The sequence below is a fragment of the Neptuniibacter sp. QD72_48 genome, from assembly GCF_047778065.1.
Taxonomy (GTDB): Bacteria; Pseudomonadota; Gammaproteobacteria; order Pseudomonadales; family Balneatricaceae; genus Neptuniibacter.
In genome coordinates this window covers 884,470-908,101 of sequence record NZ_CP180547.1, presented here as the reverse complement: position 1 = coordinate 908,101, position 23,632 = coordinate 884,470, and the positions used below count along the sequence as shown (strand labels likewise).

The 23,632-nt window shown below is 44.3% G+C and carries 26 protein-coding genes; 13 read left to right on the top strand and 13 right to left on the bottom strand.

What is annotated here, in order from left to right; genetic code table 11:
- Positions 1-3 precede the first annotated feature (3 nt).
- The gene (cysM, locus tag ACMXYX_RS03940; RefSeq protein WP_415902969.1) at positions 4-900 is read right to left on the bottom strand and encodes a cysteine synthase CysM; all 897 of its coding nucleotides are present in this window, start codon (positions 898-900) and stop codon (positions 4-6) included.
- 213 nt (positions 901-1,113) lie between these two features.
- Here cysM and ACMXYX_RS03935 point away from each other — a divergent pair, with 213 nt between their 5' ends.
- Both ACMXYX_RS03935 and ACMXYX_RS03930 read left to right on the top strand, forming a co-directional pair.
- A complete protein-coding gene (locus ACMXYX_RS03935) occupies positions 1,114-1,713 on the top strand; it encodes a LysE family translocator (protein WP_415893626.1) in 600 nt (199 codons plus the stop codon).
- Positions 1,714-1,728: 15 nt separating this feature from the next.
- Complete coding sequence (locus ACMXYX_RS03930) at positions 1,729-2,595, top strand: AraC family transcriptional regulator (RefSeq protein WP_415906513.1); 867 nt, start codon at positions 1,729-1,731, stop codon at positions 2,593-2,595.
- Positions 2,596-2,611: 16 nt separating this feature from the next.
- Here the strand turns inward: ACMXYX_RS03930 and ACMXYX_RS03925 are convergent, their stop codons facing one another.
- The 5 genes from ACMXYX_RS03925 to nrdA all read right to left on the bottom strand — a co-directional run bounded on the left by ACMXYX_RS03925 (position 2,612) and on the right by nrdA (position 7,842).
- Entirely contained in the window at positions 2,612-3,004 is a 393-nt protein-coding gene (locus tag ACMXYX_RS03925; RefSeq protein ID WP_415906512.1) for a hypothetical protein, read from the bottom strand.
- A gap of 78 nt (positions 3,005-3,082) precedes the next feature.
- Complete coding sequence (locus tag ACMXYX_RS03920) at positions 3,083-3,520, bottom strand: hypothetical protein (protein WP_415906511.1); 438 nt, start codon at positions 3,518-3,520, stop codon at positions 3,083-3,085.
- Positions 3,521-4,067: 547 nt separating this feature from the next.
- Positions 4,068-4,334 carry a class I ribonucleotide reductase maintenance protein YfaE gene (gene yfaE / locus ACMXYX_RS03915; RefSeq protein WP_415883701.1) on the bottom strand — a complete coding sequence of 89 codons (267 nt, stop codon included), beginning with the start codon at positions 4,332-4,334 and terminating at the stop codon, positions 4,068-4,070.
- An 11-nt stretch (positions 4,335-4,345) separates the two neighbouring features.
- Positions 4,346-5,476 carry a class Ia ribonucleoside-diphosphate reductase subunit beta gene (gene nrdB / locus ACMXYX_RS03910; protein ID WP_415897650.1) on the bottom strand — a complete coding sequence of 377 codons (1,131 nt, stop codon included), beginning with the start codon at positions 5,474-5,476 and terminating at the stop codon, positions 4,346-4,348.
- A 101-nt stretch (positions 5,477-5,577) separates the two neighbouring features.
- Positions 5,578-7,842, bottom strand: a complete 2,265-nt coding sequence (nrdA, locus tag ACMXYX_RS03905; protein ID WP_415897649.1) for a class 1a ribonucleoside-diphosphate reductase subunit alpha — start codon at positions 7,840-7,842, stop codon at positions 5,578-5,580.
- 480 nt (positions 7,843-8,322) lie between these two features.
- On the opposite strand from nrdA, the gene ACMXYX_RS03900 reads away from it, so the two are divergent.
- The gene (locus ACMXYX_RS03900; protein ID WP_415883698.1) at positions 8,323-8,529 is read left to right on the top strand and encodes a DUF2788 domain-containing protein; all 207 of its coding nucleotides are present in this window, start codon (positions 8,323-8,325) and stop codon (positions 8,527-8,529) included.
- A 12-nt stretch (positions 8,530-8,541) separates the two neighbouring features.
- Here ACMXYX_RS03900 and ACMXYX_RS03895 read toward each other — a convergent pair whose 3' ends face one another.
- Complete coding sequence (locus ACMXYX_RS03895) at positions 8,542-9,066, bottom strand: HugZ family protein (protein WP_415897648.1); 525 nt, start codon at positions 9,064-9,066, stop codon at positions 8,542-8,544.
- 139 nt (positions 9,067-9,205) lie between these two features.
- Here ACMXYX_RS03895 and ACMXYX_RS03890 point away from each other — a divergent pair, with 139 nt between their 5' ends.
- From ACMXYX_RS03890 to ACMXYX_RS03865, 6 genes are all read left to right on the top strand, one after another.
- Complete coding sequence (locus ACMXYX_RS03890; RefSeq protein ID WP_415883696.1) at positions 9,206-9,616, top strand: hypothetical protein; 411 nt, start codon at positions 9,206-9,208, stop codon at positions 9,614-9,616.
- A gap of 62 nt (positions 9,617-9,678) precedes the next feature.
- On the top strand, positions 9,679-10,527 hold the full coding sequence (gene kdsA, locus ACMXYX_RS03885) for a 3-deoxy-8-phosphooctulonate synthase (RefSeq protein WP_415883695.1): 849 nt from the start codon (positions 9,679-9,681) through the stop codon (positions 10,525-10,527).
- Positions 10,528-10,682: 155 nt separating this feature from the next.
- Positions 10,683-12,719, top strand: coding sequence for an SUMF1/EgtB/PvdO family nonheme iron enzyme (locus tag ACMXYX_RS03880; protein WP_415906510.1), 2,037 nt, complete (start codon positions 10,683-10,685; stop codon positions 12,717-12,719).
- Between the two features lie 82 nt (positions 12,720-12,801).
- Positions 12,802-14,214 (top strand): DUF4139 domain-containing protein, encoded by a 1,413-nt coding sequence (locus ACMXYX_RS03875; RefSeq protein ID WP_415906509.1) that lies wholly within the window; start codon positions 12,802-12,804, stop codon positions 14,212-14,214.
- Positions 14,215-14,218: 4 nt separating this feature from the next.
- The gene (locus ACMXYX_RS03870) at positions 14,219-14,809 is read left to right on the top strand and encodes a tRNA-uridine aminocarboxypropyltransferase (RefSeq protein WP_415897644.1); all 591 of its coding nucleotides are present in this window, start codon (positions 14,219-14,221) and stop codon (positions 14,807-14,809) included.
- A gap of 26 nt (positions 14,810-14,835) precedes the next feature.
- The gene (locus ACMXYX_RS03865) at positions 14,836-15,234 is read left to right on the top strand and encodes a GFA family protein (RefSeq protein WP_415887164.1); all 399 of its coding nucleotides are present in this window, start codon (positions 14,836-14,838) and stop codon (positions 15,232-15,234) included.
- Positions 15,235-15,242: 8 nt separating this feature from the next.
- On the opposite strand, the gene ACMXYX_RS03860 is transcribed toward ACMXYX_RS03865, so the two are convergent.
- Complete coding sequence (locus ACMXYX_RS03860; RefSeq protein WP_415906508.1) at positions 15,243-15,713, bottom strand: tetratricopeptide repeat protein; 471 nt, start codon at positions 15,711-15,713, stop codon at positions 15,243-15,245.
- A 206-nt stretch (positions 15,714-15,919) separates the two neighbouring features.
- Here ACMXYX_RS03860 and cysK point away from each other — a divergent pair, with 206 nt between their 5' ends.
- The gene (gene cysK / locus ACMXYX_RS03855) at positions 15,920-16,888 is read left to right on the top strand and encodes a cysteine synthase A (protein WP_415883686.1); all 969 of its coding nucleotides are present in this window, start codon (positions 15,920-15,922) and stop codon (positions 16,886-16,888) included.
- A 72-nt stretch (positions 16,889-16,960) separates the two neighbouring features.
- Here cysK and ACMXYX_RS03850 read toward each other — a convergent pair whose 3' ends face one another.
- Positions 16,961-17,146, bottom strand: coding sequence for a hypothetical protein (locus ACMXYX_RS03850; protein WP_415883685.1), 186 nt, complete (start codon positions 17,144-17,146; stop codon positions 16,961-16,963).
- Positions 17,147-17,216: 70 nt separating this feature from the next.
- A complete protein-coding gene (locus tag ACMXYX_RS03845; RefSeq protein ID WP_415897642.1) occupies positions 17,217-18,146 on the bottom strand; it encodes a Dyp-type peroxidase in 930 nt (309 codons plus the stop codon).
- Positions 18,147-18,333: 187 nt separating this feature from the next.
- On the opposite strand from ACMXYX_RS03845, the gene ACMXYX_RS03840 reads away from it, so the two are divergent.
- Positions 18,334-19,158, top strand: a complete 825-nt coding sequence (locus ACMXYX_RS03840) for a DUF547 domain-containing protein (protein WP_415897641.1) — start codon at positions 18,334-18,336, stop codon at positions 19,156-19,158.
- Between the two features lie 2 nt (positions 19,159-19,160).
- Here the strand turns inward: ACMXYX_RS03840 and ACMXYX_RS03835 are convergent, their stop codons facing one another.
- Together ACMXYX_RS03835 and ACMXYX_RS03830 are read right to left on the bottom strand one after the other, a co-directional pair.
- Positions 19,161-20,003, bottom strand: coding sequence for a sulfurtransferase (locus tag ACMXYX_RS03835; RefSeq protein WP_415897640.1), 843 nt, complete (start codon positions 20,001-20,003; stop codon positions 19,161-19,163).
- Between the two features lie 22 nt (positions 20,004-20,025).
- Entirely contained in the window at positions 20,026-21,303 is a 1,278-nt protein-coding gene (locus tag ACMXYX_RS03830; protein ID WP_415906507.1) for a tryptophan--tRNA ligase, read from the bottom strand.
- Between the two features lie 223 nt (positions 21,304-21,526).
- On the opposite strand from ACMXYX_RS03830, the gene ACMXYX_RS03825 reads away from it, so the two are divergent.
- The gene (locus ACMXYX_RS03825) at positions 21,527-21,802 is read left to right on the top strand and encodes a hypothetical protein (RefSeq protein WP_415883680.1); all 276 of its coding nucleotides are present in this window, start codon (positions 21,527-21,529) and stop codon (positions 21,800-21,802) included.
- 107 nt (positions 21,803-21,909) lie between these two features.
- Positions 21,910-22,686, top strand: a complete 777-nt coding sequence (yaaA, locus tag ACMXYX_RS03820; RefSeq protein ID WP_415906506.1) for a peroxide stress protein YaaA — start codon at positions 21,910-21,912, stop codon at positions 22,684-22,686.
- A 72-nt stretch (positions 22,687-22,758) separates the two neighbouring features.
- On the opposite strand, the gene ACMXYX_RS03815 is transcribed toward yaaA, so the two are convergent.
- Positions 22,759-23,622, bottom strand: coding sequence for a Tim44 domain-containing protein (locus ACMXYX_RS03815; protein WP_415906505.1), 864 nt, complete (start codon positions 23,620-23,622; stop codon positions 22,759-22,761).
- Positions 23,623-23,632 lie beyond the last annotated feature (10 nt).

The window sequence follows — 23,632 nt, the reverse complement described above, 5'->3', positions numbered from 1 at the left end:
AACTTAACCGTTAAACACACCGGTAGAAAGATAACGATCACCACGGTCACAGATGATACAAACAATCACCGCGTTCTCGACTTGCTCTGCTAAACGCAATGCGCCCGCAACAGCACCACCGGAAGATACGCCGCAGAAGATACCTTCTTTCTGCGCCAATTCACGCATAGTGTCTTCAGCTTCTTGTTGACCAATATCCAAAACTTTATCTACACGGCTTTCATCAAAGATCTTAGGTAGATATTCCTGCGGCCAGCGACGGATACCAGGAATCTGTGCACCTTCGCTTGGCTGCAAACCGACAATCTGAACATCCGCGCTTTGTTCTTTAAGGAAACGAGACGTTCCCATAATGGTACCCGTAGTGCCCATAGAGCTGACAAAGTGAGTCACTTTACCCTGAGTTTGTTCCCAGATCTCAGGACCTGTACCCTGATAATGCGCTTCCGGGTTATCAAGGTTAGAGAACTGATCAAGTACGATGCCTTCACCACGCTCTTGCATAGCTAGTGCTAAATCACGCGCACCTTCCATGCCCTCTTCTTTTGTCACAGGGATGAGCTCTGCGCCGTAAGCCGTCATCGAAGCTTTACGCTCTGCACTGCTGTTATCAGGCATGATCAGCTTCATCTTATAACCTTTGATTGCAGCTGCCATGGCTAAAGCAATACCTGTGTTACCTGATGTTGCTTCAATCAGAGTATCACCCGGCTTAATCTGGCCACGATCTTCTGCACGCTGAATCATACTAAGCGCAGGACGATCTTTAACTGAGCCTGCAGGGTTATTACCTTCCAGCTTACATAGAATCACATTGCCGTTGCCCTGACCTATACGCTGTAGACGCACAAGTGGGGTCTTACCGACATAGTCTTCAATTGTTGGAAACTGCACGCTCATAGAATTTTTTCACCGTTATAAGAAACAAATAATAAGTTATAAAAAAGCTGTTTTTTATAGCCTATATAAAGGACACAAAAGTTTACCGAGGGTTCCCTAAAAGCACAAGAAATCTACTCTTCACCAACAAGCATAGCCCAGCGCAATTTCGTTCAATAAATCGGTTTTAAGCACTGCCATAGTAAGCCAATAATTTACGTTAGAAGGTTTCCTATGTTTGCACTCACCCTATCTATGGCTGTATTTGCCCTTGTCGGTGCGATTACCCCCGGCCCTGTGAATATCATCGCAACCAGTTCCGCTGCGGTTTATGGTTTTTTACGTACCCTGCCCCATGTACTCGGGGCGACTATCTCTTACACATTGATTGTTTTACTTGCAGGTGCAGGTACGCATCAGCTGTTTCAAAACAATCCACAGCTATTAGTTATCCTTAAATATCTGGGCAGCGCCTTTCTTATCTATATGGCGTACAAAATTGCTACGGCAGCCGGTGAGTCCAATAACCAAGAACAGAGCTCAACACCGCCCACTTTTATGCAAGGCGCACTCAGCCAAGGGCTCAATCCTAAAGCCTGGTTAGTCTCGATCTCAGGTGTGAGTGTATTTGTACTAAACCAGTCCGAGCCTCAACTATATTTAGGTGTGTTTGGCGCAATCTCTTTTGCGGCGTGCCTGATTGGCGTTGGAACTTGGGCTGTCGCTGGGCATCTGATTAAAGATTATCTAGCGCAACCCAAACAGCAAAAGCTATTTAACCGCATTATGGGCATAATGCTATTTCTAACGATTGCACCAATCTGGATAAATTAGCGCCTGAGTTAGCCGATGAAAAAGACCAGCAAACCCAATACACAAAAGCCTGCCGAGTTTTTTGCTCGCTGTGCTTCGCTGCCTTTTATAGAAATGCGCTCAGCTCATCGCTCGGCAGCTTGCTACCAAACTCACTCCCATGATGAGTTTTCTTTCGGCGTGATCGATACCGGTAGCGCCAAATACCACAACCTGAAACAATCAAATCAGATCCATCAAGGCACCACGGTGACGATTAACCCGGGCGATGCTCACTCCTGCAACCCTGATGCAGGTGAATGGTCTTATCGAATGCTGTTTATCGATACTGATTGGATTGGCGAGTTACAGAGCGAGTTATTCAACAGCAACAATCAGGATTACCTCGCGTTTAACCAAGTCCTGCAAAGTACCCCTAGCTTGTTTACGCAGTTCGATAGCCTGTTTAAGCAGCTCAGTGAGAGCGACAATAAACTCGCTGCTGAAACTCTATTGATTGAATATCTGAAAGCGCTTTTTGGTAAAGACCTTAACACCCAAAGTAATCAAAAGGCGCTGGATAACTTCCATATCCACAAAGTAAAAGAGCTAATCATGGACCAACTCGATTCGCCTTGGTCTCTCGATGACTTTTGTGCCGAAACCGGACTAAGCCGCTACCACTTGATCCGCAGCTTTAAACAACAATACGGCCAAGCCCCGCATGCTTACCAGCTTAATCAACGGATCAATAGAGCTAAGCAATTATTGCAACAAGGGAATGGTTTAGCGGAAACAGCACTGGAATTAGGCTTTGCCGATCAGAGCCATTTTCAAAGGCATTTTAAGAAGCGGGTAGCGGTAACGCCGAAAAGCTATCAGTCGTTTTTTTGTGGGGACTGTGTAAAGCAGCAAAAGAGTTAGCTTGGGTCGAGGATCGCTATATATTGAAGTCGGTAGGGAAGGCTAACTTTATTCTTTGAGTTTGTAGCAAAGAGTAGGCATTTCTTTGATAAAGGAAATATCGCTTCGTCCCTTCATAAACCAGTTCAGACTTGTGCATTTTTATTGGTTTAACAATAGCTCCAAAAGGCCTAGAAACATTTAGATATACGAAACTTTCATCGAAACTTAGATGTACATAATTGTTACTCATCCAATCACCATCAACGCAATATAAGAAACGCCCTTTTACTTTCACTCCCTTATTACTTTCCTTATATTCACACGGGTAAAATTGCCTCAATTCTTGCCAAAGCTCTCCTCGAGCGAACATAAGCTTACTCAAAGTCATTACGATAGCTGCAAATAAAACAAAAACAATTAATTCCATTTCTACTTATTTTTCCCTACCAAATACACTTCATAGTTCAGCCAAGACAGTACTATTAGAAGAACCTATGAGGTATTTCTAATCCTTAGATACAGATTCTATCAAACCTTCTCGCAGAGCAATTTTATACCCATAAACACTCTTAAATTCATATGCATCCCGAGTGCTTAACCAGTAATTCTTCTTTCCTATATAAGCCAAATCAGATAGCGGAATTTTCATTGGTCGAATAAACATAGAGAATAAAAAGTAAGGACCTAGATAGAGATAATCACGATCTAACTTCACTTCGATGCAATTATCACTTGCCCACGACTCTTCATAAAAATAAAAGCGCGCGTGATTTACAGATAATTCAGGAACAGCACGATACTCTTTGGCAGAGCAACCATATATATTATGTAGCTCTCTCCAAAAGGGCCTCCTTGAGAATAGGTAACTTACAGCTGTAAAGCCTACAATCCCTAGTAGAGTTACAGGCATGAAAAAATCTACAAGTTTGATTAAAAATTCCATTTATCCAATAAAGTCCCATCAGTGAACATGCAGGATGAAGTACTCTGTGTTATTCGCCCTATAACAGATACTTATTTGCAAAAGCCAAAACGGAGGAAAAAGAACAAAAAGGGAAGTTTGCAGCCTTGCTGCATTCCATGTAATGACTCATCCAACATAACAAGATTACTTGTGGAAGAAAACCAACCGAATTATCCCATCGCTTGTCCACAAACGACAATTTTTACCAAATGAAAAACATCCCCACCTTCTGTGGATAACTCAGTGAATAGTTTTTGGGTAGATCGCTGAAAGGCACTAATTACGTTGAATTCAGCAAATAGTTTAAAATTTAACCCAACAAAAATTAATCCTTTAATTTCAATCAGTTATATAAATCAACAAGATTTTTTAAACTTTCTAAAATTAATTAATGCAATATTGACAAGGGAAATTTTTAGCTGTGCACAAGAATAATGCACAGTGGCGAAATCCACAGATATCACCGCACTTTTTTGTAGCTGTGCATTATTTTTTTGGTGCAAAGAAAGGATTAGGAAGTGCCCACTCACTCGTCAGGCATCTCTAATTCGATATGTGTTTTCGGGATACAGCAGCAGGTTAGGACTTCGTCATCCTGCAGGTCCAATAAGCTCTCTTGAACATATTGGACTTCACCTTCGATCAGGCGAACTTTACAACAGCCGCAGTATCCACCGCGGCAGTTGTACGGCGCTGGAATTTCTTGTGCTTCCAGCGCATCTAACAAGGTCGGTTCGTACTGATAGTAGAACGTATGGTGATGGTTAACTTTGATGCGTGATGGGCCAGACATTCGCTTGCCTCTTATAGGTCAAAGCCGTCGAAATCACCTTCATCCACCTCGTTGTCGATCTGACCTACAAGGTAAGAGCTGATCTCCGCTTCCTGCGGTGCCACTTGAACGTTGTCACTGATTAACCACGCATTCATCCACGGCAGTGGGTTTTGACGTGATGGGAAGATCTCTTCCAAGTTCAGCGCTTTCATACGTACGTTAGTAATGTACTCAACGTAGTCAGATAGGATCTGAGCGTTAAGACCGATCATTGAACCTTCACGGAACAGGTACTCAGCCCAATCTTTCTCTTGTTGAGCCGCTTCTTTAAAGATGGCGTAAACCTCAGGCTCACACTCTTTAGCAATCTCTTTAAAGATAGGGTCATCAGCACCAGATGCCATGATGTTTAGCATATGCTGCGTACCCGTTAGGTGCAGTGCTTCATCACGGGCGATCAGTTTAATGATCTTGGCGTTACCTTCCATGATCGCACGTTCTGCAAAGGCAAAAGAACATGCAAAACTTACGTAGAAACGGATCGCTTCTAGTACGTTGATAGATACTAACGTTAGGTAAAGTTTCTTCTTAAGGTTACGCATAGACGTGTCGTAAACCTTGCCATCAACCGTATGTAGGCCTTCACCGTGAATGCTGTAAACACTGGATAGGTTGATGAACTCATCGTACAAACGTGTCACAGAATCCGCACGGCGAATGATCTCTGGGTTTGTTACGATTTGATCGAATACTTCAGACGGCTCAGTGATGATATTACGAATAATATGCGTGTAAGAGCGGCTGTGAATCGTTTCACTAAACGCCCAAGTCTCGAACCATGTTTCCAACTCAGGTATAGACACGACTGGTAGAAAAGCAACGTTAGGTGAACGTCCTTGAACAGAATCAAGTAGCGTCTGGTACTTCAAGTTGCTCAAGAAAATATGCTTTTCGTGCTCCGGCATATTCATAAAATCTTTACGGTCAGTCGATAAATCGACCTCTTCTGGACGCCAGAAGAACGACAGCTGCTTTTCAATCAGCTTTTCAAAGATTGGATATTTTTGTCTGTCGTAACGAGCAACGTTTACGCTTTTGCCGAAAAACATCGGCTCTTTAGTTGCATCGTGAGTACTGTGACTGAACGTAGTGTACGCCATCGGAGTGTTCGTTCCTGAAACCTGGATAAATCTAATTATATTGCCTGACACATTGTGACAGGCGCTTTACTCTGAGTGGTCAGTGGATTGCGGCAAACCTATTACAGTTTGCACGCACCACCTTCACAACCACCGTCATCTGCTTGGTCAGAAGCACCATCACGGGTGTTATGGTAATAAAGGGTTTTAACACCGTATTTGTAAGCCGTAAGCAGGTCTTGAAGAAGCTGCTTCATTGGTACTTTGTCGTTCGGGAACAACGCAGGATCGTAGTTAGTATTTGCAGAGATGGACTGATCCACAAACTTCTGCATGATACCAACAAGCTGTAGGTAACCAGTGTTGTTTGGAATATCCCAAAGCAGTTCATACTGGTCGCGCAGCTCGGTGTAACCCGGAACAACCTGCTTCATGATGCCATCTTTACTCGCCTTAACCGATACGTAACCACGTGGTGGCTCGATACCGTTAGTCGAGTTAGTGATCTGTGAAGATGTTTCACAAGGCATTAGCGCTGTTAGAGTACTGTTGCGTAGACCAAACTCTTTGATGTCTTCGCGTAGTGTTTCCCAGAAGTAGTGCAATGGCTCTTCACAGAACTCATCTACTTCACGCTTATAAGTGTCGATTGGTAGCAAGCCTTTCGAGTAAACAGTCTCGTCAAACTTAGGACAAGCACCACGCTCTTTAGCTAGCTCGTTAGAGGCTTTCAGTAGGTAGTACTGAACCGCTTCAAATGTTTTGTGTACTAGGCCGTTTGCGGAACCATCGGAGTACTTAACGCCGTTCTTCGCTAGGTAGTATGCGAAGTTAGTCACACCAACACCTAGAGGACGACGATTCATTGTCGATGTATGCGCTGCTGGGATTGGGTAATCCTGATAATCCAATAGGTTATCCAACGCACGAACGATCAGATCAGCTAGGTTATCTAGCTCATCTAGGTTCTCTAGGGCACCTAGGTTAAACGCAGACAGCGTACAAAGTGCGATCTCACCTTCTGGATCATTCACATGCTGCAACGGTTTAGTTGGCAGTGCGATTTCCAAGCAAAGGTTAGACTGCTTAACAGGTGCAACAGCCGGATCAAATGGGCTGTGCGTATTACAGTGGTCAACGTTCTGAATGTAGATACGACCCGTCTGCGCACGCTCTGCAGCAAGGATACCGAACAGTTCAACCGCTTTGATTTTCTCTTTACGGATGTTTGGATCGTTCTCGTATTGAACGTATAGACGCTCAAACTCATCTTGATCAGCAAAGAAGGCTTCGTATAGGCCCGGCACTTCGTGTGGGCTGAACAATGTGATTTCGCCGCCTTTGATCAAGCGAGTGTACATTAGCTTGTTGATCTGTACGCCGTAATCAAGGTGACGTACACGGTTCTCTTCAACACCACGGTTGTTTTTAAGAACCAATAGAGATTCAACTTCTAAGTGCCAAATTGGGTAGAACAGCGTTGCTGCACCACCACGCACACCACCTTGAGAGCATGATTTAACCGCTGTCTGGAAGTGTTTATAGAATGGGATACAACCTGTGTGGTACGCCTCACCATTACGGATTGGGCTACCAAGTGCACGAATACCACCGGCGTTGATACCAATACCTGCACGCTGAGATACGTATTTAACAATCGATGCAGATGTTGCATTGATCGAGTCTAGGCTGTCACCTGTTTCAATCAGTACGCATGAGCTGAACTGACGCGTAGGTGTACGCACACCTGCCATGATTGGTGTAGGCAGAGATAGCTTAAATAGAGAAGTCGCATCGTAGAAACGCTTAACGTAATCCAAACGCGTTTCTTTCGGATAATCCGCGAACAGGCAAGCTGCCACTAGCATGTAAAGAATCTGTGGGCTTTCGTAAACTTCGCCAGTTACACGGTTCTGGACAAGGTACTTACCTTCCAGCTGTTTAACCGCAGAGTAAGAGAAGTTCATATCACGTTTGTGATCTAGGTAGTCGTTAAGAACGCCCCACTCTTGTTCTGTGTAGTCTGCGATTAGATGTTTATCATAACGGCCCGCTTCTACCTGTGTTGCAACATGTTGATACAGGTGTGGTGGCTCGAATTGACCAAATGCACGCTTGCGCAAATGGAAGATAGCCAAGCGAGCAGATAGGTATTGGTAATCAGGTGCATCTTCTGAAATTAGATCGGCAGCGGACTTGATTAGCGTCTCGTGGATATCGAAGGTTTTCATACCCTCGAAGAACTGTAAGTGAGCTTTAAGCTCAACTTCTGACGGTGATACTGCGTTTAATCCTTCTGCGGCCCAGATTACAACTTTGTGGATCTTTTCTAGATCAAGCTGTTCTTGCCGACCATCCCTTTTCGTAACCATCAGATCTTGCTGCATGCGACCTTCCAAATAACACTCAGATATATTTGTAATTATGATCCTGCTTTTAGCCCTGAATTTGCCGTTAAAATCTGGCAAAAGCACGAAAAATAACGCGATCATGCGGGCTGCAGGTTTTAGACTCTACTCTGTCAAGAGGCACAACATGTGGTGCTTCAAGTCATTCAAGACACTAAATATAGTGATATAAGAGGTGAATGCAACTCTTGATTTTGGACTTTTTAGAGTGTAGGCGAGCCCTAAAAAACAGCGAAAACATTGATTTGGCGGGGCTTTCAGGGGAACTAATTATTTTTACCGCAATCCAACTTTTTTTTATTTTTTTGACCCATCGCAAGTCGTCCAATTCCACGCCAAATTTTGGTGCAAATTTAAAGCGCAACGTACGCTTTTGAGCAACACTCCCTGAGTACCGTTCTACAACAAAATCCTGTATGATTTGCAGCCAATTTTAAGCTTAAAGCAGAGGTAGCCTAAATGCGTTTAGCAGAAATGGAAGCAATTGCTCTGAACATTGGTCTTGCAGTATTTGCTGGTTTTATATTCTTTATCATTTACGATCTAGCAAAAAAATCCAACGCCGGTAAATTCGGTACTGCCATTTTATTTTTTGCCCTAGGCTTAGGCTTGGCTGCCTTCTTGGTAAAAACTGTCGTTGTAGAGATGATGGGCGGAGCCGCCTAAGCATCCTCATATCTATTTAGGTTTCGATTCTTTTAACGTTTTCTCGCTAATATGTTCCAGCGATCCGGAGCTCGGATCTACAACATAAGCTTTACCGAAACCTACGACATAACGCCCCTGCTGTGGTTTTAATCTGAACAGATGAAAATCTGGCAGGGAACGTAACATCCCCACAACGTTCCCAAACTTCTCTTCTAAATCATCCAGTATGCTCAGATAGGCATCCTCTTGATTATCAACCCGCTCAGATAAACAGCTAAAGATTAGACGCTCACGCGCAAAGAGATTCTGCGACTGTTCTTCATCGGTAATAAACATAACGGAACATTCATTGTTCGCTAATAAACTCTGGGTATGCGCTGCTAACTCACTAATAAAAATATAAAAGCTCCCCTGCTTATCCTTCACATAGGGCGCATAACTAATTTCAGGGAACCCTTCGGCACTCAGAGTCGACAGCAACAAGGTTTTCTTACTTTCCTGTAATTGTTTGCAGGCTTCATCTGGTGCTGCTTGGCCTTCTTTATGCTCTGACATAAGGTCCCCTCGTATTCACTCCAAAGTCGTACAGTTTCTAACCATTTATTTCTTCAGACTGGAAAACACCAGCCGATAAATAAAATACAACAGTTATGCGAATCATAGCTATACTGGCAGTACTGGTAAGGTGATTATCATGGGCGATTCAAAAGTGCTTATTCGTCATCCCGATGAGTTCCCAATCGAACTCAAGCTCCAAGAGACCCATTCGGTTTCTACACTCCCCTCTTCACTCCAACTTATCTGTCACTCACCTACGCCATTCCATTTGGGTGAGAATATTCAAATCAAAATTCCTAGCATTGCTGAAAATCTAGAGGTTTATGGCGTTATCCAAAGCTGTGACAACACCCCTCAGGGTTATGAACTAGGAATAACCTTTAACAACTCTGACGCGCTTATACGTATTCGTATGTTAGAGCAGCTTTGTTATATACAACGCTATAGGAGCCATGTGCTGAATGAAGAGGGCCGCGAGCTCTCAGATCAAGATGCAGCGCTTGAATGGATTGGAAAATACGCACACCTTTTTCCAACAACAAATTAAAAGCCTCTCTGCTAAGAAGCCGTTATAATGCATCTTTCTGACTTTTATGGATGACTACAAAGATGCAACAGAAGAGCGTACAGGTCGCAGATTTTGAAATTGCCAACGACAAACCGATGGTGCTATTTGGCGGCATGAACGTATTGGAATCCCGTGATTTAGCCATGGAGATTGCCGAACACTATGTCACTGTTACTGAAAAGCTAGGCATCCCTTACGTTTTTAAAGCATCGTTCGATAAAGCAAACCGCTCTTCCCTAACCTCTTTCCGTGGTCCCGGTTTAGATGAGGGTCTTAAGATCCTTCAAGAGATCAAAGACACATTCAAAGTGCCTTTGATTACTGATGTGCACGAGCCATTCCAAGCAGCGCCTGCTGCCGAAGTCTGCGATATCATCCAGCTTCCAGCTTTTCTGTCACGTCAGACAGATCTGGTAGAAGCAATGGCTAAAACCGATGCAGTTATCAACATTAAGAAAGCACAGTTCCTAGCGCCACAAGAGATGAAACATATCCTGCACAAGTGTGAAGAAGCAGGTAACGATCGTCTGATCTTATGTGAACGTGGTTCTTGCTACGGCTACAATAACTTGATCGTTGATATGCTCGGCTTCTCTATCATGAAAGAGTTTGGCTACCCCGTTATGTTTGATGCAACCCACGCTCTACAAATGCCCGGGGGCCGTGCCGATTCAGCCGGTGGACGCCGCGCACTTGCCGCCCAACTTTCTCGCGCAGGCTTATCTCAGGGCATTGCCGGTCTATTCTTAGAAGCACACCCTGATCCAGAAAAAGCCAAATGTGATGGCCCTTGTGCGCTACCATTAAGCACGCTTGAAGCATACCTAACACAGATGAAAGCCGTGGATGATCTAGTTAAAAGCTTCCCTCCTTTAGATACATCTATCTGAAGCTGAACAACCTAGTCCTAGGAAGTTTTCCTATATCAAAGCTTCCTAGGCGTTATAAATCAAAGTGTTCCAATAAAAAGTAGCAAAATAGTGCTAACCAAGAAGGCTGGCCTTGTCTATGATATGCACATGGATAAGGAATAGGATCAGTCTTTATGAGCGACTCGCCAGAAACTATTTATGATGCTTTACAAGAAGGGACTCTCCTTGGGCCAGAGCATCATCGTTTTAAACTTATCAAACACAACAGTCCTCATCCGTTTGGACAACTCTGGCAAGCGGAAGATGTTGGCGTTGCAGGCAGCCCTTTAGTTACCCTGCTTATTCTTAATCCCAATTTCCTTAAACAAAATAGTTTTGCCGAAAATATCAAAAAGCATGCAGCGCTCAGCAAGCAACTGCAAAACAAGCATATAGCGGAATGCTATGGTTTCTTCAGTCATAAAGGTGGGCTACTTTTCCTTTCCTACGAAAAACTTGATGGCCTGACCCTAGCGGCCCTCATTAAAAAAGGTAATTCACTTCAGCCCAATCAACAGCTGGGTCTGATCAGACAAGTTGCTTATGCTATAGATATGGGCTTTCAAAAGTTACGAAAGCCACATGCCTGTTTGGATAGCGAAACGATCTTTATCAACCGTAAAGGCGGGGTAAAACTAACACTCTTTGCCGTACGTGAATGTTATGAAGCGATTGCGGCTTTTAGCAAAGAGCCTTTCCATTACCAGCAATACCAATCGCCCGAAGCTTTTCACCCTAGTCAGTTAAGCCGCAAAACCGACGTATATTCTTACGCCTGCATTTTGTATGAGTTATTTACCGGCAAACCTGCTTTTAAAAGTACCGAAGGGGAAGCAGATAGAGTTCGTAAACAACTAGATCAACCTTCTGGATTAGATAATGAACAGTGGGAGGTTCTCCAAAAAGCGCTTTCAACCGATTTAGAAGAGCGTCCACCTAACTGTACAGAGCTTGTTAAAGCCCTCTTCCCTCCACAAACAGAAGACGAGACTGCGCCTGCCGAATCTGAAAGCACAGAAGATGGCGAAGCTACAACCGACGCTTCGGTAAACGATGATACAGAGAGCGAAGAACTTACATCAGAAGAGAGCAAGCCTTCTTTAAAAGATAAACTTAAGGTCGGCTTAAAGTTGCCTAAAATACCTAAAACAGCGATCTATACCATAGCAGGCTCTGTGCTGTTTATTAGTGGCTACCTGCTTGGTTGGTTTATCTCTGACTTCATGAACTTCAAAGAGAAAGACTTTCAGGCTCTGCAAATCAAGAAGCAGCAAGAAGCCTTACAGCAAATGTACGATTCTTTACAAGCTCAACAAGAGCTTCACAACAATCAGGAAAAAGAGCTTCGCTCGCTCACAATAAGCAAAGCGGTTCTAGAACATGATTTAGAAGCGGCCTTGAAAAAACTCAACAATCAAGAGCCAGATGAACCGGGACAGCAATTATTTAAAGATCAGATATCCGACACCCTATATGGTCCAGATATGGTCGTACTGCCTTCAGGAAACTTCCGTATGGGCGACCAAGCGGGCATTGGTGACGATAATGAAAAGCCTGTGCATGTTGTCACTATCAAAAAGCCATTTGCCCTTTCTCGATTTGAAGTGACCTTTGCCGAATATGATGCCTTTGCCAAAGCGACCCGCAGAGCCCTGCCCGATGACGGTGGTTGGGGGCGAGGTAATCGCCCTGTGATCAACGTAACTTGGCGCGATGCTGTTGCTTATACCAGATGGCTCAGTGGTGAAACAGGTCAGCCTTATCGCCTTCCGACAGAAGCTGAATGGGAGTATGCAGCTCGAGCTGGCAGCTTAACCACTTATTGGTGGGGAAATGAGCTAAAAGAAAATATGGCTGCTTGTGCAGGCTGCGGAAGTCAATGGGATGGTCAACAAACAGCACCTGTCGGTAGTTTCCCTGCCAACGAATGGGGACTTCACGACATGACCGGTAACGTTGATGAGTGGGTTGCAGATTGCTATCTCGAAAACTACGCTTCTGCACCTATAGACGGATCAGCTTACCAGAAGAGAGCTTGTAAAAATCGGGTTATGCGTGGCGGTTCTTGGTTTGAGATCGAGCGTTTAATTAGACCTGCCAGTCGCTACCGCCACCCGATCGATTCTAAACGCAATAGCTGGGGCTTCCGTGTTGCTTTAGATCTAGACTAGAACAAGTTTCAGGCTTAACTGCTCAGCCTCAGTTAAGCCTGGCGTTGCCTTAATGGAATAAAGATTCAGGGACAATATTGATATGAACAAACGCCAATCATACCTGTGCTTGCTTATAGCGGGCCTTCTACCATTCACTGCGCAAGCAGCGGACGCTCTTCAAATCAGTTCAGAGCAACGCAAGTCACTTAATCTAACGCTGTATAACCAAAACTTGGGTTTAGTTAGAGAAACACGCCAACTTCCACCACTACGTACAGATCAGAAAATCACACTGGAAGATGTCAGTGAACAGCTTCAAGTCGAAAGCTTGCGGATTGATAATGCAGGAAAAATTTTAGAGCAAAACTTAAATACTAATCTGCTAAACCAGCGCAATTTGCTGAAACATTATGTAGGTAAGCAGCTGCAACTAGCGCGCTTAAACCCTGTCTCAGGCCAAGAAGTTATTAGTCAGGTGGAGTTGCTTAACATGGACGGTAACCGCGCTCTGATTAAGCGCAACAACCGTTTTGAAAGTATTCCGCTTAATAATCAGTGGCGATTCATTTTCCCTAGCCTACCGCCACAGCTATTGAGCAAGCCAAGCGTAAACTTCCGCACCGCTGGTACATCGAAGTCACAACTCTCTCGTATCAGTTATCTGACAGGCGGTTTAAATTGGGGCATGGACTACGTTTTAACCCTGAATGAAGCAGGTAATAAAGCCTCCCTAGACGGCCTTGCTAGTTTAACCAACAATACTGGTGCGGATTACAAAGACACACAAATATCTCTCGTTGCAGGCAGCCTAAATAACCCTGGCAGCAATCGCCATGCAGAGATGCTTCAGGCCGATTTTGCAGTCGGCGCGATGGCTCGTTCAGCGCCTAAAACCATGGCACAAGAGATAGGTGACTTCCACCTATTCGATCTCCCTCGCAAGGTAGACTTGCTAAATGGGCAAGTAAAACAGGTATCTTTCCTTACAGCCAAAGAGATCCCTGTAGCACGTAGCTATAACTATGAATTCTTGATCTACCCAACCTTGGAACGCAATCAGCATCGAGTAAAACCTCAACTGACGTTGACCTTTAAAAACGATAAAAAGAGTAATCTAGGTACGCCATTACCTGCTGGTAAAGTTCGCACGTTTACCCCTGACAGCAAAGGCTCATTGCAGTTTGCCGGGGGCGGTAACATTGGACATACTGGTGAAAACGATGAGGTTAAGATCCAGCAAGGAAAAGCCTTCGATGTATCTATCCACCGTAAGCAAACGTATTTTAGTAAGACCTTTAACGGCTTTATGGTTGCGCAGGAGCTGAAAATCAGTAACAGCCGTACCACCGCCGCAAAATTAGAAATGACCGGTAATTTCCCGCTACAATGGGCGATGAAAGAGAGTAGCCACCCATTTGAAAAAGTGATGGGCGGCAGTGCGCGCTGGAAATTGGAAGTACCTCCTCAAGGCGAAGTAACTCTGAAATTTAAAGTTCAAATGGAAAAACGATAACACTTTGCCCGATTCATTTTGTGAAGGCTGTGGTCTAGCAACTCCCTATTGCTGCTGCAGCCAAATTACACCTCAAGGTAGCCAATTAAAGTTAGCATTGCTGCTACACGAAAATGAGCCGCCACGTCCAACAACCACCAGCAAGATTATCCAAAAGGTTTTGCCTAATAGCTCAATCTATATCTGGAAACGTACCGACCCGCCACAAGAGTTAATCGATCGCATTCAAGATAAGAATACCGATACTTGGCTGCTATTCCCTGCGGACCGCCCCGAGCTTATTAGTCGAAGCAAGAAATTCACAGGGAGTACACCAGATAGAAAAACTCTGATCATTATTCCAGACGGTACATGGAAAGAGGTACGTAAGATCGTTCGCAAAAGCCCGTGGCTATCCGACTTACCATTACTGGCGTTCGATCCAGAAACGCCAAGTCGTTACGACCTACGCCGCAATCCTGATAAAGACCATCTCTGTACGGCAGAAACCGTCACAGAGCTGTTAAAACTCAATAATGAAAACAGCGCCGCAGACGAGTTAGATCGAACCTTTGAGATCTTTATGACTCAATACAAACGATCTAAACAGAACTAGCCGACCAATAGTTAAGGAGAATATGGATGCCAATCACCGGTGAATGTTTTTGTGGCGAAGTGACATACCGTATTGATGGCCATTTAAAAGACGGCCGATCCTGTCATTGCTCCCGCTGCCGCAAGTTATTTAACGCCCAAGCTTCTGCAGTTGCTTTTGTCGAACCGGATCAATTCAAATGGACAAGTGGAGAATCCCTCTTAACCTCATACACCAACCAACAAGGCTTCGGTGTGAAGTTCTGCAAGAAGTGCGGATCAACCTTGTGTACCGTACACAATGACCAGGTATTACAGGTCACTTTAGGCTGCGTAAATGGTGAGCCTGAGATCGAGATTGGTCAACACATATATGTCGGCTCTAAAGCACGCTGGGAAGTTATGCCTGATGGTGTGACTCAGTTTGAAACCATGTCGTCGGAATAATTGAATAACTAAAGCTTTGACTGCTTAGCCTGCCACTGCTTTGCTCGCTCTTGATTAGGTTCTTGATCTAGCTCGCCATCGGTATAGATATCGACCAAGCGACGAACAGCAAGTTGATGCGTCTGCTCGGCTGCTTGTGTGTAAAACTTTAACGCCTTGGTCGGGTCAGGCTGAAAATAATGCTCAAAACCCTCTTCAAAGATTTTACCCATTTGATACTGAGCTTTTGAATCACCCTTTTCCGCCGCCTGCTGGATGTAAATCCCTCCCTGAATGCGGTTCTGTACGCCATCTCCACGGAAATGCAGTAGATGCCCATACACAGACAATGCACGTTTATGACCGTTATCGGCCGCAAAGCGAAACAACTTCATCACAAAGTCATGCTTCTTCTTGGAACGTTGTTTTATCGATGAGCGGAACAACGCATAAGCGATAGCAAAAATAAAAGGCGCTAGAAGTCGATTAAATGCACGCATCATAAGACCCTAAAAAGGCAATTGAGATCGTGAAAATAATACCATCATCGGCCCTAAAGATTGTAAATATCACCAAACATAGAAAAAGCCTTGATCAGCGCAGCAATTCTGAGATACAACTTCTAGACTTGATAACGAATAAAAGACGCGACATATATTCATTTTAGATATATCGCCTAATAAAAAGGATTAAACAGGGTAGCAGAATGAAGATTTACGAAGATAACTCCCTCACTATTGGTAACACTCCGCTCGTTCACCTTAAGCGTTTTGCTCCAGGCCTGAATATTTTCGGAAAGATCGAATCTCGCAACCCAGCTGGCTCCGTAAAATGTCGTATCGGCGCAAACATGATCTGGTCTGCTGAAAAAAGCGGTGCCCTAAAACAGGGTATGACCATGGTTGAGCCGACTAGTGGTAACACAGGCATTGCACTAGCTTTCGTTGCAGCGTCTCGTGGCTACGACATTGTCTTCACTATGCCTTCGTCTATGAGCCTTGAGCGCCGTAAGATCATGAAAGCACTAGGTGCTGAAATTGTTCTGACGGAACCTGCTAAGGGCATGAAAGGTGCGATTGATAAAGCACAAGAGATCGTGGATGCGAATCCAGATACTCACATGATGCTACAACAGTTTGAAAACCCGGCTAACCCAGAAATCCACGAAAAAACAACAGGCCCAGAGATCTGGAACGACACAGACGGCCAAGTGGATATCCTAGTCGCAGGTGTAGGTACAGGTGGTACGATCACTGGTACTTCTCGTTATATCAAAAACACTCAAGGCAAAGCGATCACATCCGTTGCGGTTGAACCTGTTTCTTCACCAGTTATTACACAGACGATTAACGGTGAAGAAGTTAAACCATCTCCGCATAAGATTCAGGGTATTGGCGCTGGCTTTGTACCGAAAAACTTAGACCTAGAACTAGTTGATCAGGTTGAGCAGGTAAGCAACGAAGATGCTATTGAAACAGCACGCCTGCTAATGGAAAAAGAAGGCATCATGGCAGGTATCTCTTGCGGTGCTGCGCTATGTGCTGCACTTCGCGTTGCGCAACAGCCTGAAAACAAAGATAAGAACATCGTTGTTATCCTTCCAGATTCTGGCGAGCGTTACCTATCTTCAGCTCTGTTTGAAGGCATGTTCACCGACAACGAAATGGTGCAATAAGTCTTACTAAAAAGTTCACATAAACGAAAAAGCCAGCATCATAGCTGGCTTTTTTATTAACTAATTTGCAGATCAATTTAATATTTCACGAATCTTTTCATGAGAAGGAAATTCATCTAAGTGTTCGACCTGTATTTTCCGATCACTTGTTTTAATGACATTGAACCAAGACGCCTTTCTTTGCTTACCTTTATAGCATCCATCAATTTCGTAATTTTCCCCATCAACGGTGACAACCGCGATTGCTCTGGTCCTCATATTGGGCTGCATAATATCGACTCTTTTTAAAAGCATACCCTTAAGCTTAGCCCAACATCAGTAAAGCTGCTTAATTATCAGCCAACGATTCTAAAAAGGACACCGATGGAGCAAACAACGAGTGCCCTGTTACCGCACGAGTATATTTCAGAAGGTGATCGGTATGACCATGGCCATCGCCCTCGACCATGCTTTGCAGCATCAGTGTAAAATTCTCCGGTGTCCGACAGTAACTAGCGAAAAGTAACCCGCACGTCTGAGTATCACCGTAAGGCATACTGTGTCTGAGGATTTCGATGGAGTTACCATCAGCATCTTTCAGGGAAGTCCTTTTGGTGTGCGCTGTCAGGGCTTTATCCGATGATGGATACTCAATATTATCCGCTTTAGTTCGCCCGACAGTATCTTCCTGCAGTTTAGTAGGCTGCGCGTTCCAGAATGGCATATTGTGCTCATAACGTTGGATATGAATATAAGAACCACCACTAAACTGGGCATCCTCTTCACCTACAACCGCCACACTGACTCGGTTATCTCCTTCAGGGTTTTCAGTACCATCGACAAAACCAGTAAGATCACGCGAATCCAGATATCTAAATCCTTCGATTTCTTCCACCAGCGTCACCGCATCAGCTAGCTCCTCTCGAAGCTTCTGCGCGACTAAAAAGTTAAGGTCTTTCCCTTGGGACCGGATATGAAAAAATAGATCTACAGGTGTATTAGGAGCAACGTTTTCACCATTTTCGAAATTTGGGAATGGCTTAAGAGCACTCGGTGCAGGTCCAATCTGCAGTTGCGACCAGTAGTGGCTACCGATCGCAGCAACGATATGAATCTCACCATCTGGATGACTTTGGTTGAATTCACGCTCAAGGCTAGGTACCTTTGCTAGTAGCTGTTTTACCCTGCTTAACGCATCTGCTGTTCGAGTTTGATTAAACGTCAGAAAAAGAGCAAATGGGCTTGCCTCTGCAATCACACCCTTTTGATACTGCGCCATAACAATGTCCTCAAAATCCCCTCAATAATTACCATCACAGTATAGAGGGATCTTACCTTTGCCAACATTGATTTAAATTGATCGCTTCGATAAAGCTTTTAAATAGAGCTTTAAAAATATTCTGTGAGGGAATTTTCAGCAATATTCAAAGTCACACTTAAAACATGCTTTTAATGAATAGTAATGAATGATGATAAATAAATTCTTAGCAACAGCCTGCCTATGGCTTTTCAGTACCCTAGCTATTGCAGCCCCAAGTGCCGAACTTTGGGATTTTTGGCTTAAACATGATCAATCAAGCACAGCCACTATCGACCATTCTGCCTGGGACCAATACCTGCAACGCTATGTTAAGCGCTCTTCTGATGGCATCAATCTGATCAACTACGCCAATGTATCTTCAGCAGATAGAACTGAACTTAAAGCTTATCTTCAACGCGTAGCTGCTATTAATATTCATCAATACAACCGCGCTGAACAGCAAGCTTATTGGATCAATTTATATAACGCGCTGACGGTTGATGTGATTCTGGACCATTACCCCGTGAAGTCGATTCGGGATATCGATATTTCACCGGGCTTTTTCAGCGATGGTCCGTGGAAAAAACAACTGCTAGCAGTGAATGGGAAACAAGTCAGCCTAGACGATATTGAACATCGTATCCTTCGCCCTATTTGGAAAGACCCACGCATCCACTATGCCGTTAACTGTGCATCAATCGGCTGCCCCAACCTTCAACCTCAGGCCTTTACCGCAGACAATAGCGAACAGCTTCTAAATCAAGGCGCGAAGGATTATATAAACCACCCTCGAGGCGCACGATTTGAAGGTAATAGCCTGCACCTTTCCAGTATCTATAAGTGGTTTAAAGAGGATTTCGGAAACAACGAAAGTGAGCTGATCGAACACCTAAAGCAATACGCCGATGCTGACTTAAAAGAGAAACTGAAACAAGCTACAGAGGTTTCAGACTATCACTATGACTGGAAACTAAATGAGATTGGTAGATAAATTTAGGACTTAGTCGCAATTGGACGAGCTGGATCTCTGATCCACTCGCTCCAAGAACCACTATAAACCCGGCTACCACTCAATCCCGCAATCTCCATCGCCAATTGATTGTGACAAGCTGTCACACCGGACCCACACATGTGAACCACGGCTTCGACCGATTTACCGCCTAAGACGCTTAACCACTCTTTACGAAGCTGAGCTACAGGCTTAAATTTACCCTCGGCTAAGTTATCCGTCAGTGGACGGTTTAAAGCACTTGGAACATGACCAGCGATTGGGTCGATTGGCTCCACCTCTCCTCGATAGCGCTCGGCTGCACGAGCATCAACAAGATAGATGGACTGAGCATCAAGTGCCTGTTCAACCTCGGCTACCGTCAAATTCTGATTTGGCAGTAACGATAATGTATACGCAGTAGAAGTCGGTTGTGGAATATCATCATTTAACTCACCGCCTAGCGATTGCCAAGCAGATAGACCTCCATCCAACACCGCTACCGCTTTATGCCCCACTAGACGTAACAACCACCAGCAACGCGCCGCCATAGCCCCAGCACAATCGTCATAAACAACGACTTGAGTGTTATTGTTCACTCCCGCCTGCGCTAAATGATCAACCAACTGCTCTAAATCAGGTAGCGGATGACGACCCGTTTCAGGCGTAATCGGCGAGGATAGATCCTGATCAAGATCGATATAGATCGCTTCTGGGATATGCCCTTCAAGGTAGGCATTTTTACCCGCCGAGGTATCCGCTAAATTAAAACGACAATCAAAAACTACCCAATCAGATTCTGATATGTGATTCTGAAGCTGTTCGGCGCTAATAATTGTCGTAAACATATTTAACTTAGCCTTTTTAAATTTATAGGTAAGCTGCTAGCTCTTCTTGAAGTAGATCAAGTTCATTCTGAGCTTTCTGCTTTTGCTTTTTCTTCAAGCCTTCAACCTGAGCCGTTTTCTCAGCGATCACAGATTGCGCAGCCGCTGCTTTGTCGTCCGCTTGCTCAACTTGCTCAAGTAGAGGCTTAAGCTGCATCAAGATACCGCGACGACGGCCTTCTTCAGCACGCGCGATCTCTTCAGCAGATTTTTCTTTTTTCTTTTTAACTTCCGTTTTAGCTTCTGCAACGTAAGTTAGTGGGCGAATACCAGCCGCAATTCGCGCCTTATCCATCAACGGAGAAGTGATCTCACGAGCTTTAGCGGCGCCCTTCTGTAGAACCTCTTCCACTTCACCAAGATCGTTCATCAACTCATTGTAGCGAGCACGTGGAGCAGACAATTTTGCGTCTAGGAACTCAAATAGTTCCTTCTTCGCATCGCCCCAACCGATACCGTTTTCGAACTGCTGGCGCATTGCAGCTGCTTCATTTTCATTAGCAAAGCAGTTGTATAGCTGGAAGATTGTGCTGTTATCAGCATCTTTAGGTTCACCCGGCTCGCGCGTGTCCGTTTTGATTTGCTTAATCAGCTTGTATAGTTCATCAGCAGAAGCAAACAGCGGAATCGTGTTGTCGTAGCTCTTCGACATCTTACGACCATCCAGACCCGGAATTAGCTGAGTCTGCTCATCCACTACCGCTTCTGGCAATGTGAATAGGTTTTCGTAAGTGTGGTTAAAACGGCCCGCCATATCACGTGCCATCTCAATGTGTTGAATCTGGTCTTTACCTACTGGAATAAGATCGGCATTAAACATCAAGATGTCAGCTGCCATCAGAATTGGGTAGCTGAACAGACCCATTGTGATGCCATCATCCAGATCGCTGCTACCCGCATCGCGGTTAGCATCAACAGAAGCTTTGTAAGCGTGAGCACGGTTCATCAGACCTTTAGAACACATACAGGTTAGAATCCACGTTAGTTCCGTGATCTCAGGGATATCTGTTTGACGGTAGAACGTCGCTTTATCCGTATCTAAGCCTAACGCTAACCAAGTCGCTGCGATCTCACGCGTTGATTGAGCAACACGCTCTGGATCATGGCACTTAATTAATGCGTGGAAATCAGCTAGAAAATAGCAGTTGTTGTACTCACCTGTCTGACTCATTTCGATGGCAGGCTTAATCGCACCCAAGTAATTCCCAATGTGAGGTGTACCTGTAGTAGTGATACCCGTCAGAACAGTTTTCTTATCCATTATTCACTTCTCTAATCTGCATGGCGTTGCCCGCTATAAAAAATGTGGCAACTCAATATATGTCACTAATTTAATGGCGGTTATAATACCGAAAAAACGTGGAGGTTGCCCCCATAACCCTCACTATTCCTTTGCTGTTTCTTGTATCCACCCAATGTCGAGATGACAGCGCTGCTAGGTTAGGGCTTAATAGGCCTACAACAATAACAATACTGAGAATTTTATGACTGATTCTATCGCTTCTTGGGTTACTTTATCCGCTCTGTTTGCCAGTGCTGGCTGGTACATTTTTCAAAGCCCTGAGCGTAATCTCAATGCAATCGTAATGTGTGTGATGTCAGGCATTTTATGCCTGTTCGGCGGTTTCCTTATTTCTGGTCTTTTAATGAAAATAACCGGCACGTTAGAAAACCCACTGATTCCAGCGCTACTCGTCTGTGTTGGCACAGCCATCTGCACTGTTGCTCATACGCTTTACAAGAAACGAACCGCCTCTTAATTGCAGATGATTCGATCCAGAAAAGGCCATATTAAAAATGGCCTTTTTTGTATCTACAGACAGGGTTATTATCTAGAGACTTTTTACTGCAAAGATAGATTCTTCCTATGCTGATTGTCGTATCACCTGCCAAAACTCTGGATTATGAAACTGCCCCTGTCACTGAAACATACAGCCAGCCAGAGTTTCTTGATCATTCCCAACTTCTCATTGATGAACTGAAAAAGCATTCCGTACAGGATATTGCTCAGATGATGAAGTTGAGCGACAAACTGGCCAGTTTAAACGTTGCCCGTTATGAATCATGGACACCTGAATTCAATACAGAGAACGCTAAACAAGCCGTTCTAGCATTAAAAGGTGATGTATACACAGGCTTAGATGCTGAAACTTTATCGGAAGAAGACCTAGCTTTTGCACAGGATCACCTACGCATCCTTTCAGGTCTTTATGGCGTGTTGAAACCGCTCGATCTGATGCAGCCATACCGCTTAGAAATGGGCACAAAGCTAACTAATAGCCGCGGTAAAAACCTATACGAATTCTGGGGCACTCAGATCTGTGAACGCTTGAATCAGGAACTTACTGAACAGAAAGAGCAGGTACTGATCAACCTTGCTTCTAATGAGTACTACAAAGCAGCTAAAGAGAAAAACATCTCCGCACGTATCATTACACCAGCGTTTAAAGACTGGAAGAATGGTCAATATAAGATGATCAGCTTCTACGCTAAAAAAGCTCGAGGTTTGATGACCCGCTACATTATTCAAAACAAGATCGAAAACCCTGAAGACTTAAAAGGCTTTGATCTTGAAGGTTACCGTTTCGCAGAGAGCATGTCTGAAGGCGATACTTGGACATTCATTCGCGATCACGAAGAGTAAACCTCTTCGCTTATCCCAGATACAAAAAAGCCAAAGCATATTGCTTTGGCTTTTTTAGTGGTGGGTATAAGCTTAGTTTTGCTCGATACCTACGATAAACCAATCCGCATTTTCTTTAGTCATATCACGTGCCAAGTGCCACGTTTCATTAAACTCAGTCGCTTCAGAGGCATTCTCTTTCAACCAACCGTAGAAGTTAATGCTCACAATCACCTCATCTTCTTGAGTGATGAAGTTAGCTAACTCAGACATAACCGATACAACTTCTGTTACCTGATCAGCTGGTGACTTAGCACGCTCTTGCTGAAGCGCATTAAACAACTCTTCAGAAGTATAAGTACGGATTTCGTCCCAATCAGAACGATCCCAAGCCTTTTGTAGGTTTACAAAGTGCTCACGGGAACCTTCCAAGAATGCGTCTTTATTAAACCAAGAAGGAATCTCGATCTCAGCAGAATCACCCCAACCGGAATCATAAGCAGGCATTGGTTTAAACTCCTGCACATTCTCAGTTTGAGCCTCGCGCTGCATTGGCTGTGGCTGTTCTGGCGTATAAGGCTGACCTTGTCCATGACCACCTTGAGTAGCGTAATCTGGACGCTGCGCCTGTTTTCGCATCGAGAAGATTTTGTAAACAATAAAGATCACCGCGGCGATCAGAATCAGATCCATAAACTGTAGACCTTCAAACGCCCCACCGAATAGCAACGCGCCAAAAATACCACCCGCCAACAAACCAGCCATCAAACCACCAAAACCTTTTTTCTTAGGTGCTGTAGTTGTGTTTGTTGTCGTTTTATCAGCTTGCTTTTGTTGCTGTTGAGCAGGCTGTGATTTTTTAGGTGAAGAAAAGCTTTTACCAAATGAAGAACCACCACCAAAGCGTTTAGCTTCAGCTGTCTCAGCGATAGGAAGCGAAATCAAAAATACCGCCATTAAAGTAACC

What these genes read in the sequence shown, in the direction of transcription:
- cysM (WP_415902969.1), bottom strand. Translation starts at nt 900, where the DNA reads ATGAGCGTGCAGTTTCCAACAATTGAAGACTATGTCGGTAAGACCCCA.
- ACMXYX_RS03935 (WP_415893626.1), top strand. Translation starts at nt 1,114, where the DNA reads ATGTTTGCACTCACCCTATCTATGGCTGTATTTGCCCTTGTCGGTGCG.
- ACMXYX_RS03930 (WP_415906513.1), top strand. Translation starts at nt 1,729, where the DNA reads ATGAAAAAGACCAGCAAACCCAATACACAAAAGCCTGCCGAGTTTTTT.
- ACMXYX_RS03925 (WP_415906512.1), bottom strand. Translation starts at nt 3,004, where the DNA reads ATGGAATTAATTGTTTTTGTTTTATTTGCAGCTATCGTAATGACTTTG.
- ACMXYX_RS03920 (WP_415906511.1), bottom strand. Translation starts at nt 3,520, where the DNA reads ATGGAATTTTTAATCAAACTTGTAGATTTTTTCATGCCTGTAACTCTA.
- yfaE (WP_415883701.1), bottom strand. Translation starts at nt 4,334, where the DNA reads ATGTCTGGCCCATCACGCATCAAAGTTAACCATCACCATACGTTCTAC.
- nrdB (WP_415897650.1), bottom strand. Translation starts at nt 5,476, where the DNA reads ATGGCGTACACTACGTTCAGTCACAGTACTCACGATGCAACTAAAGAG.
- nrdA (WP_415897649.1), bottom strand. Translation starts at nt 7,842, where the DNA reads ATGCAGCAAGATCTGATGGTTACGAAAAGGGATGGTCGGCAAGAACAG.
- ACMXYX_RS03900 (WP_415883698.1), top strand. Translation starts at nt 8,323, where the DNA reads ATGCGTTTAGCAGAAATGGAAGCAATTGCTCTGAACATTGGTCTTGCA.
- ACMXYX_RS03895 (WP_415897648.1), bottom strand. Translation starts at nt 9,066, where the DNA reads ATGTCAGAGCATAAAGAAGGCCAAGCAGCACCAGATGAAGCCTGCAAA.
- ACMXYX_RS03890 (WP_415883696.1), top strand. Translation starts at nt 9,206, where the DNA reads ATGGGCGATTCAAAAGTGCTTATTCGTCATCCCGATGAGTTCCCAATC.
- kdsA (WP_415883695.1), top strand. Translation starts at nt 9,679, where the DNA reads ATGCAACAGAAGAGCGTACAGGTCGCAGATTTTGAAATTGCCAACGAC.
- ACMXYX_RS03880 (WP_415906510.1), top strand. Translation starts at nt 10,683, where the DNA reads ATGAGCGACTCGCCAGAAACTATTTATGATGCTTTACAAGAAGGGACT.
- ACMXYX_RS03875 (WP_415906509.1), top strand. Translation starts at nt 12,802, where the DNA reads ATGAACAAACGCCAATCATACCTGTGCTTGCTTATAGCGGGCCTTCTA.
- ACMXYX_RS03865 (WP_415887164.1), top strand. Translation starts at nt 14,836, where the DNA reads ATGCCAATCACCGGTGAATGTTTTTGTGGCGAAGTGACATACCGTATT.
- ACMXYX_RS03860 (WP_415906508.1), bottom strand. Translation starts at nt 15,713, where the DNA reads ATGCGTGCATTTAATCGACTTCTAGCGCCTTTTATTTTTGCTATCGCT.
- cysK (WP_415883686.1), top strand. Translation starts at nt 15,920, where the DNA reads ATGAAGATTTACGAAGATAACTCCCTCACTATTGGTAACACTCCGCTC.
- ACMXYX_RS03850 (WP_415883685.1), bottom strand. Translation starts at nt 17,146, where the DNA reads ATGAGGACCAGAGCAATCGCGGTTGTCACCGTTGATGGGGAAAATTAC.
- ACMXYX_RS03845 (WP_415897642.1), bottom strand. Translation starts at nt 18,146, where the DNA reads ATGGCGCAGTATCAAAAGGGTGTGATTGCAGAGGCAAGCCCATTTGCT.
- ACMXYX_RS03840 (WP_415897641.1), top strand. Translation starts at nt 18,334, where the DNA reads ATGATGATAAATAAATTCTTAGCAACAGCCTGCCTATGGCTTTTCAGT.
- ACMXYX_RS03835 (WP_415897640.1), bottom strand. Translation starts at nt 20,003, where the DNA reads ATGTTTACGACAATTATTAGCGCCGAACAGCTTCAGAATCACATATCA.
- ACMXYX_RS03830 (WP_415906507.1), bottom strand. Translation starts at nt 21,303, where the DNA reads ATGGATAAGAAAACTGTTCTGACGGGTATCACTACTACAGGTACACCT.
- ACMXYX_RS03825 (WP_415883680.1), top strand. Translation starts at nt 21,527, where the DNA reads ATGACTGATTCTATCGCTTCTTGGGTTACTTTATCCGCTCTGTTTGCC.
- yaaA (WP_415906506.1), top strand. Translation starts at nt 21,910, where the DNA reads ATGCTGATTGTCGTATCACCTGCCAAAACTCTGGATTATGAAACTGCC.
- ACMXYX_RS03815 (WP_415906505.1), bottom strand. Translation starts at nt 23,622, where the DNA reads ATGGCGGTATTTTTGATTTCGCTTCCTATCGCTGAGACAGCTGAAGCT.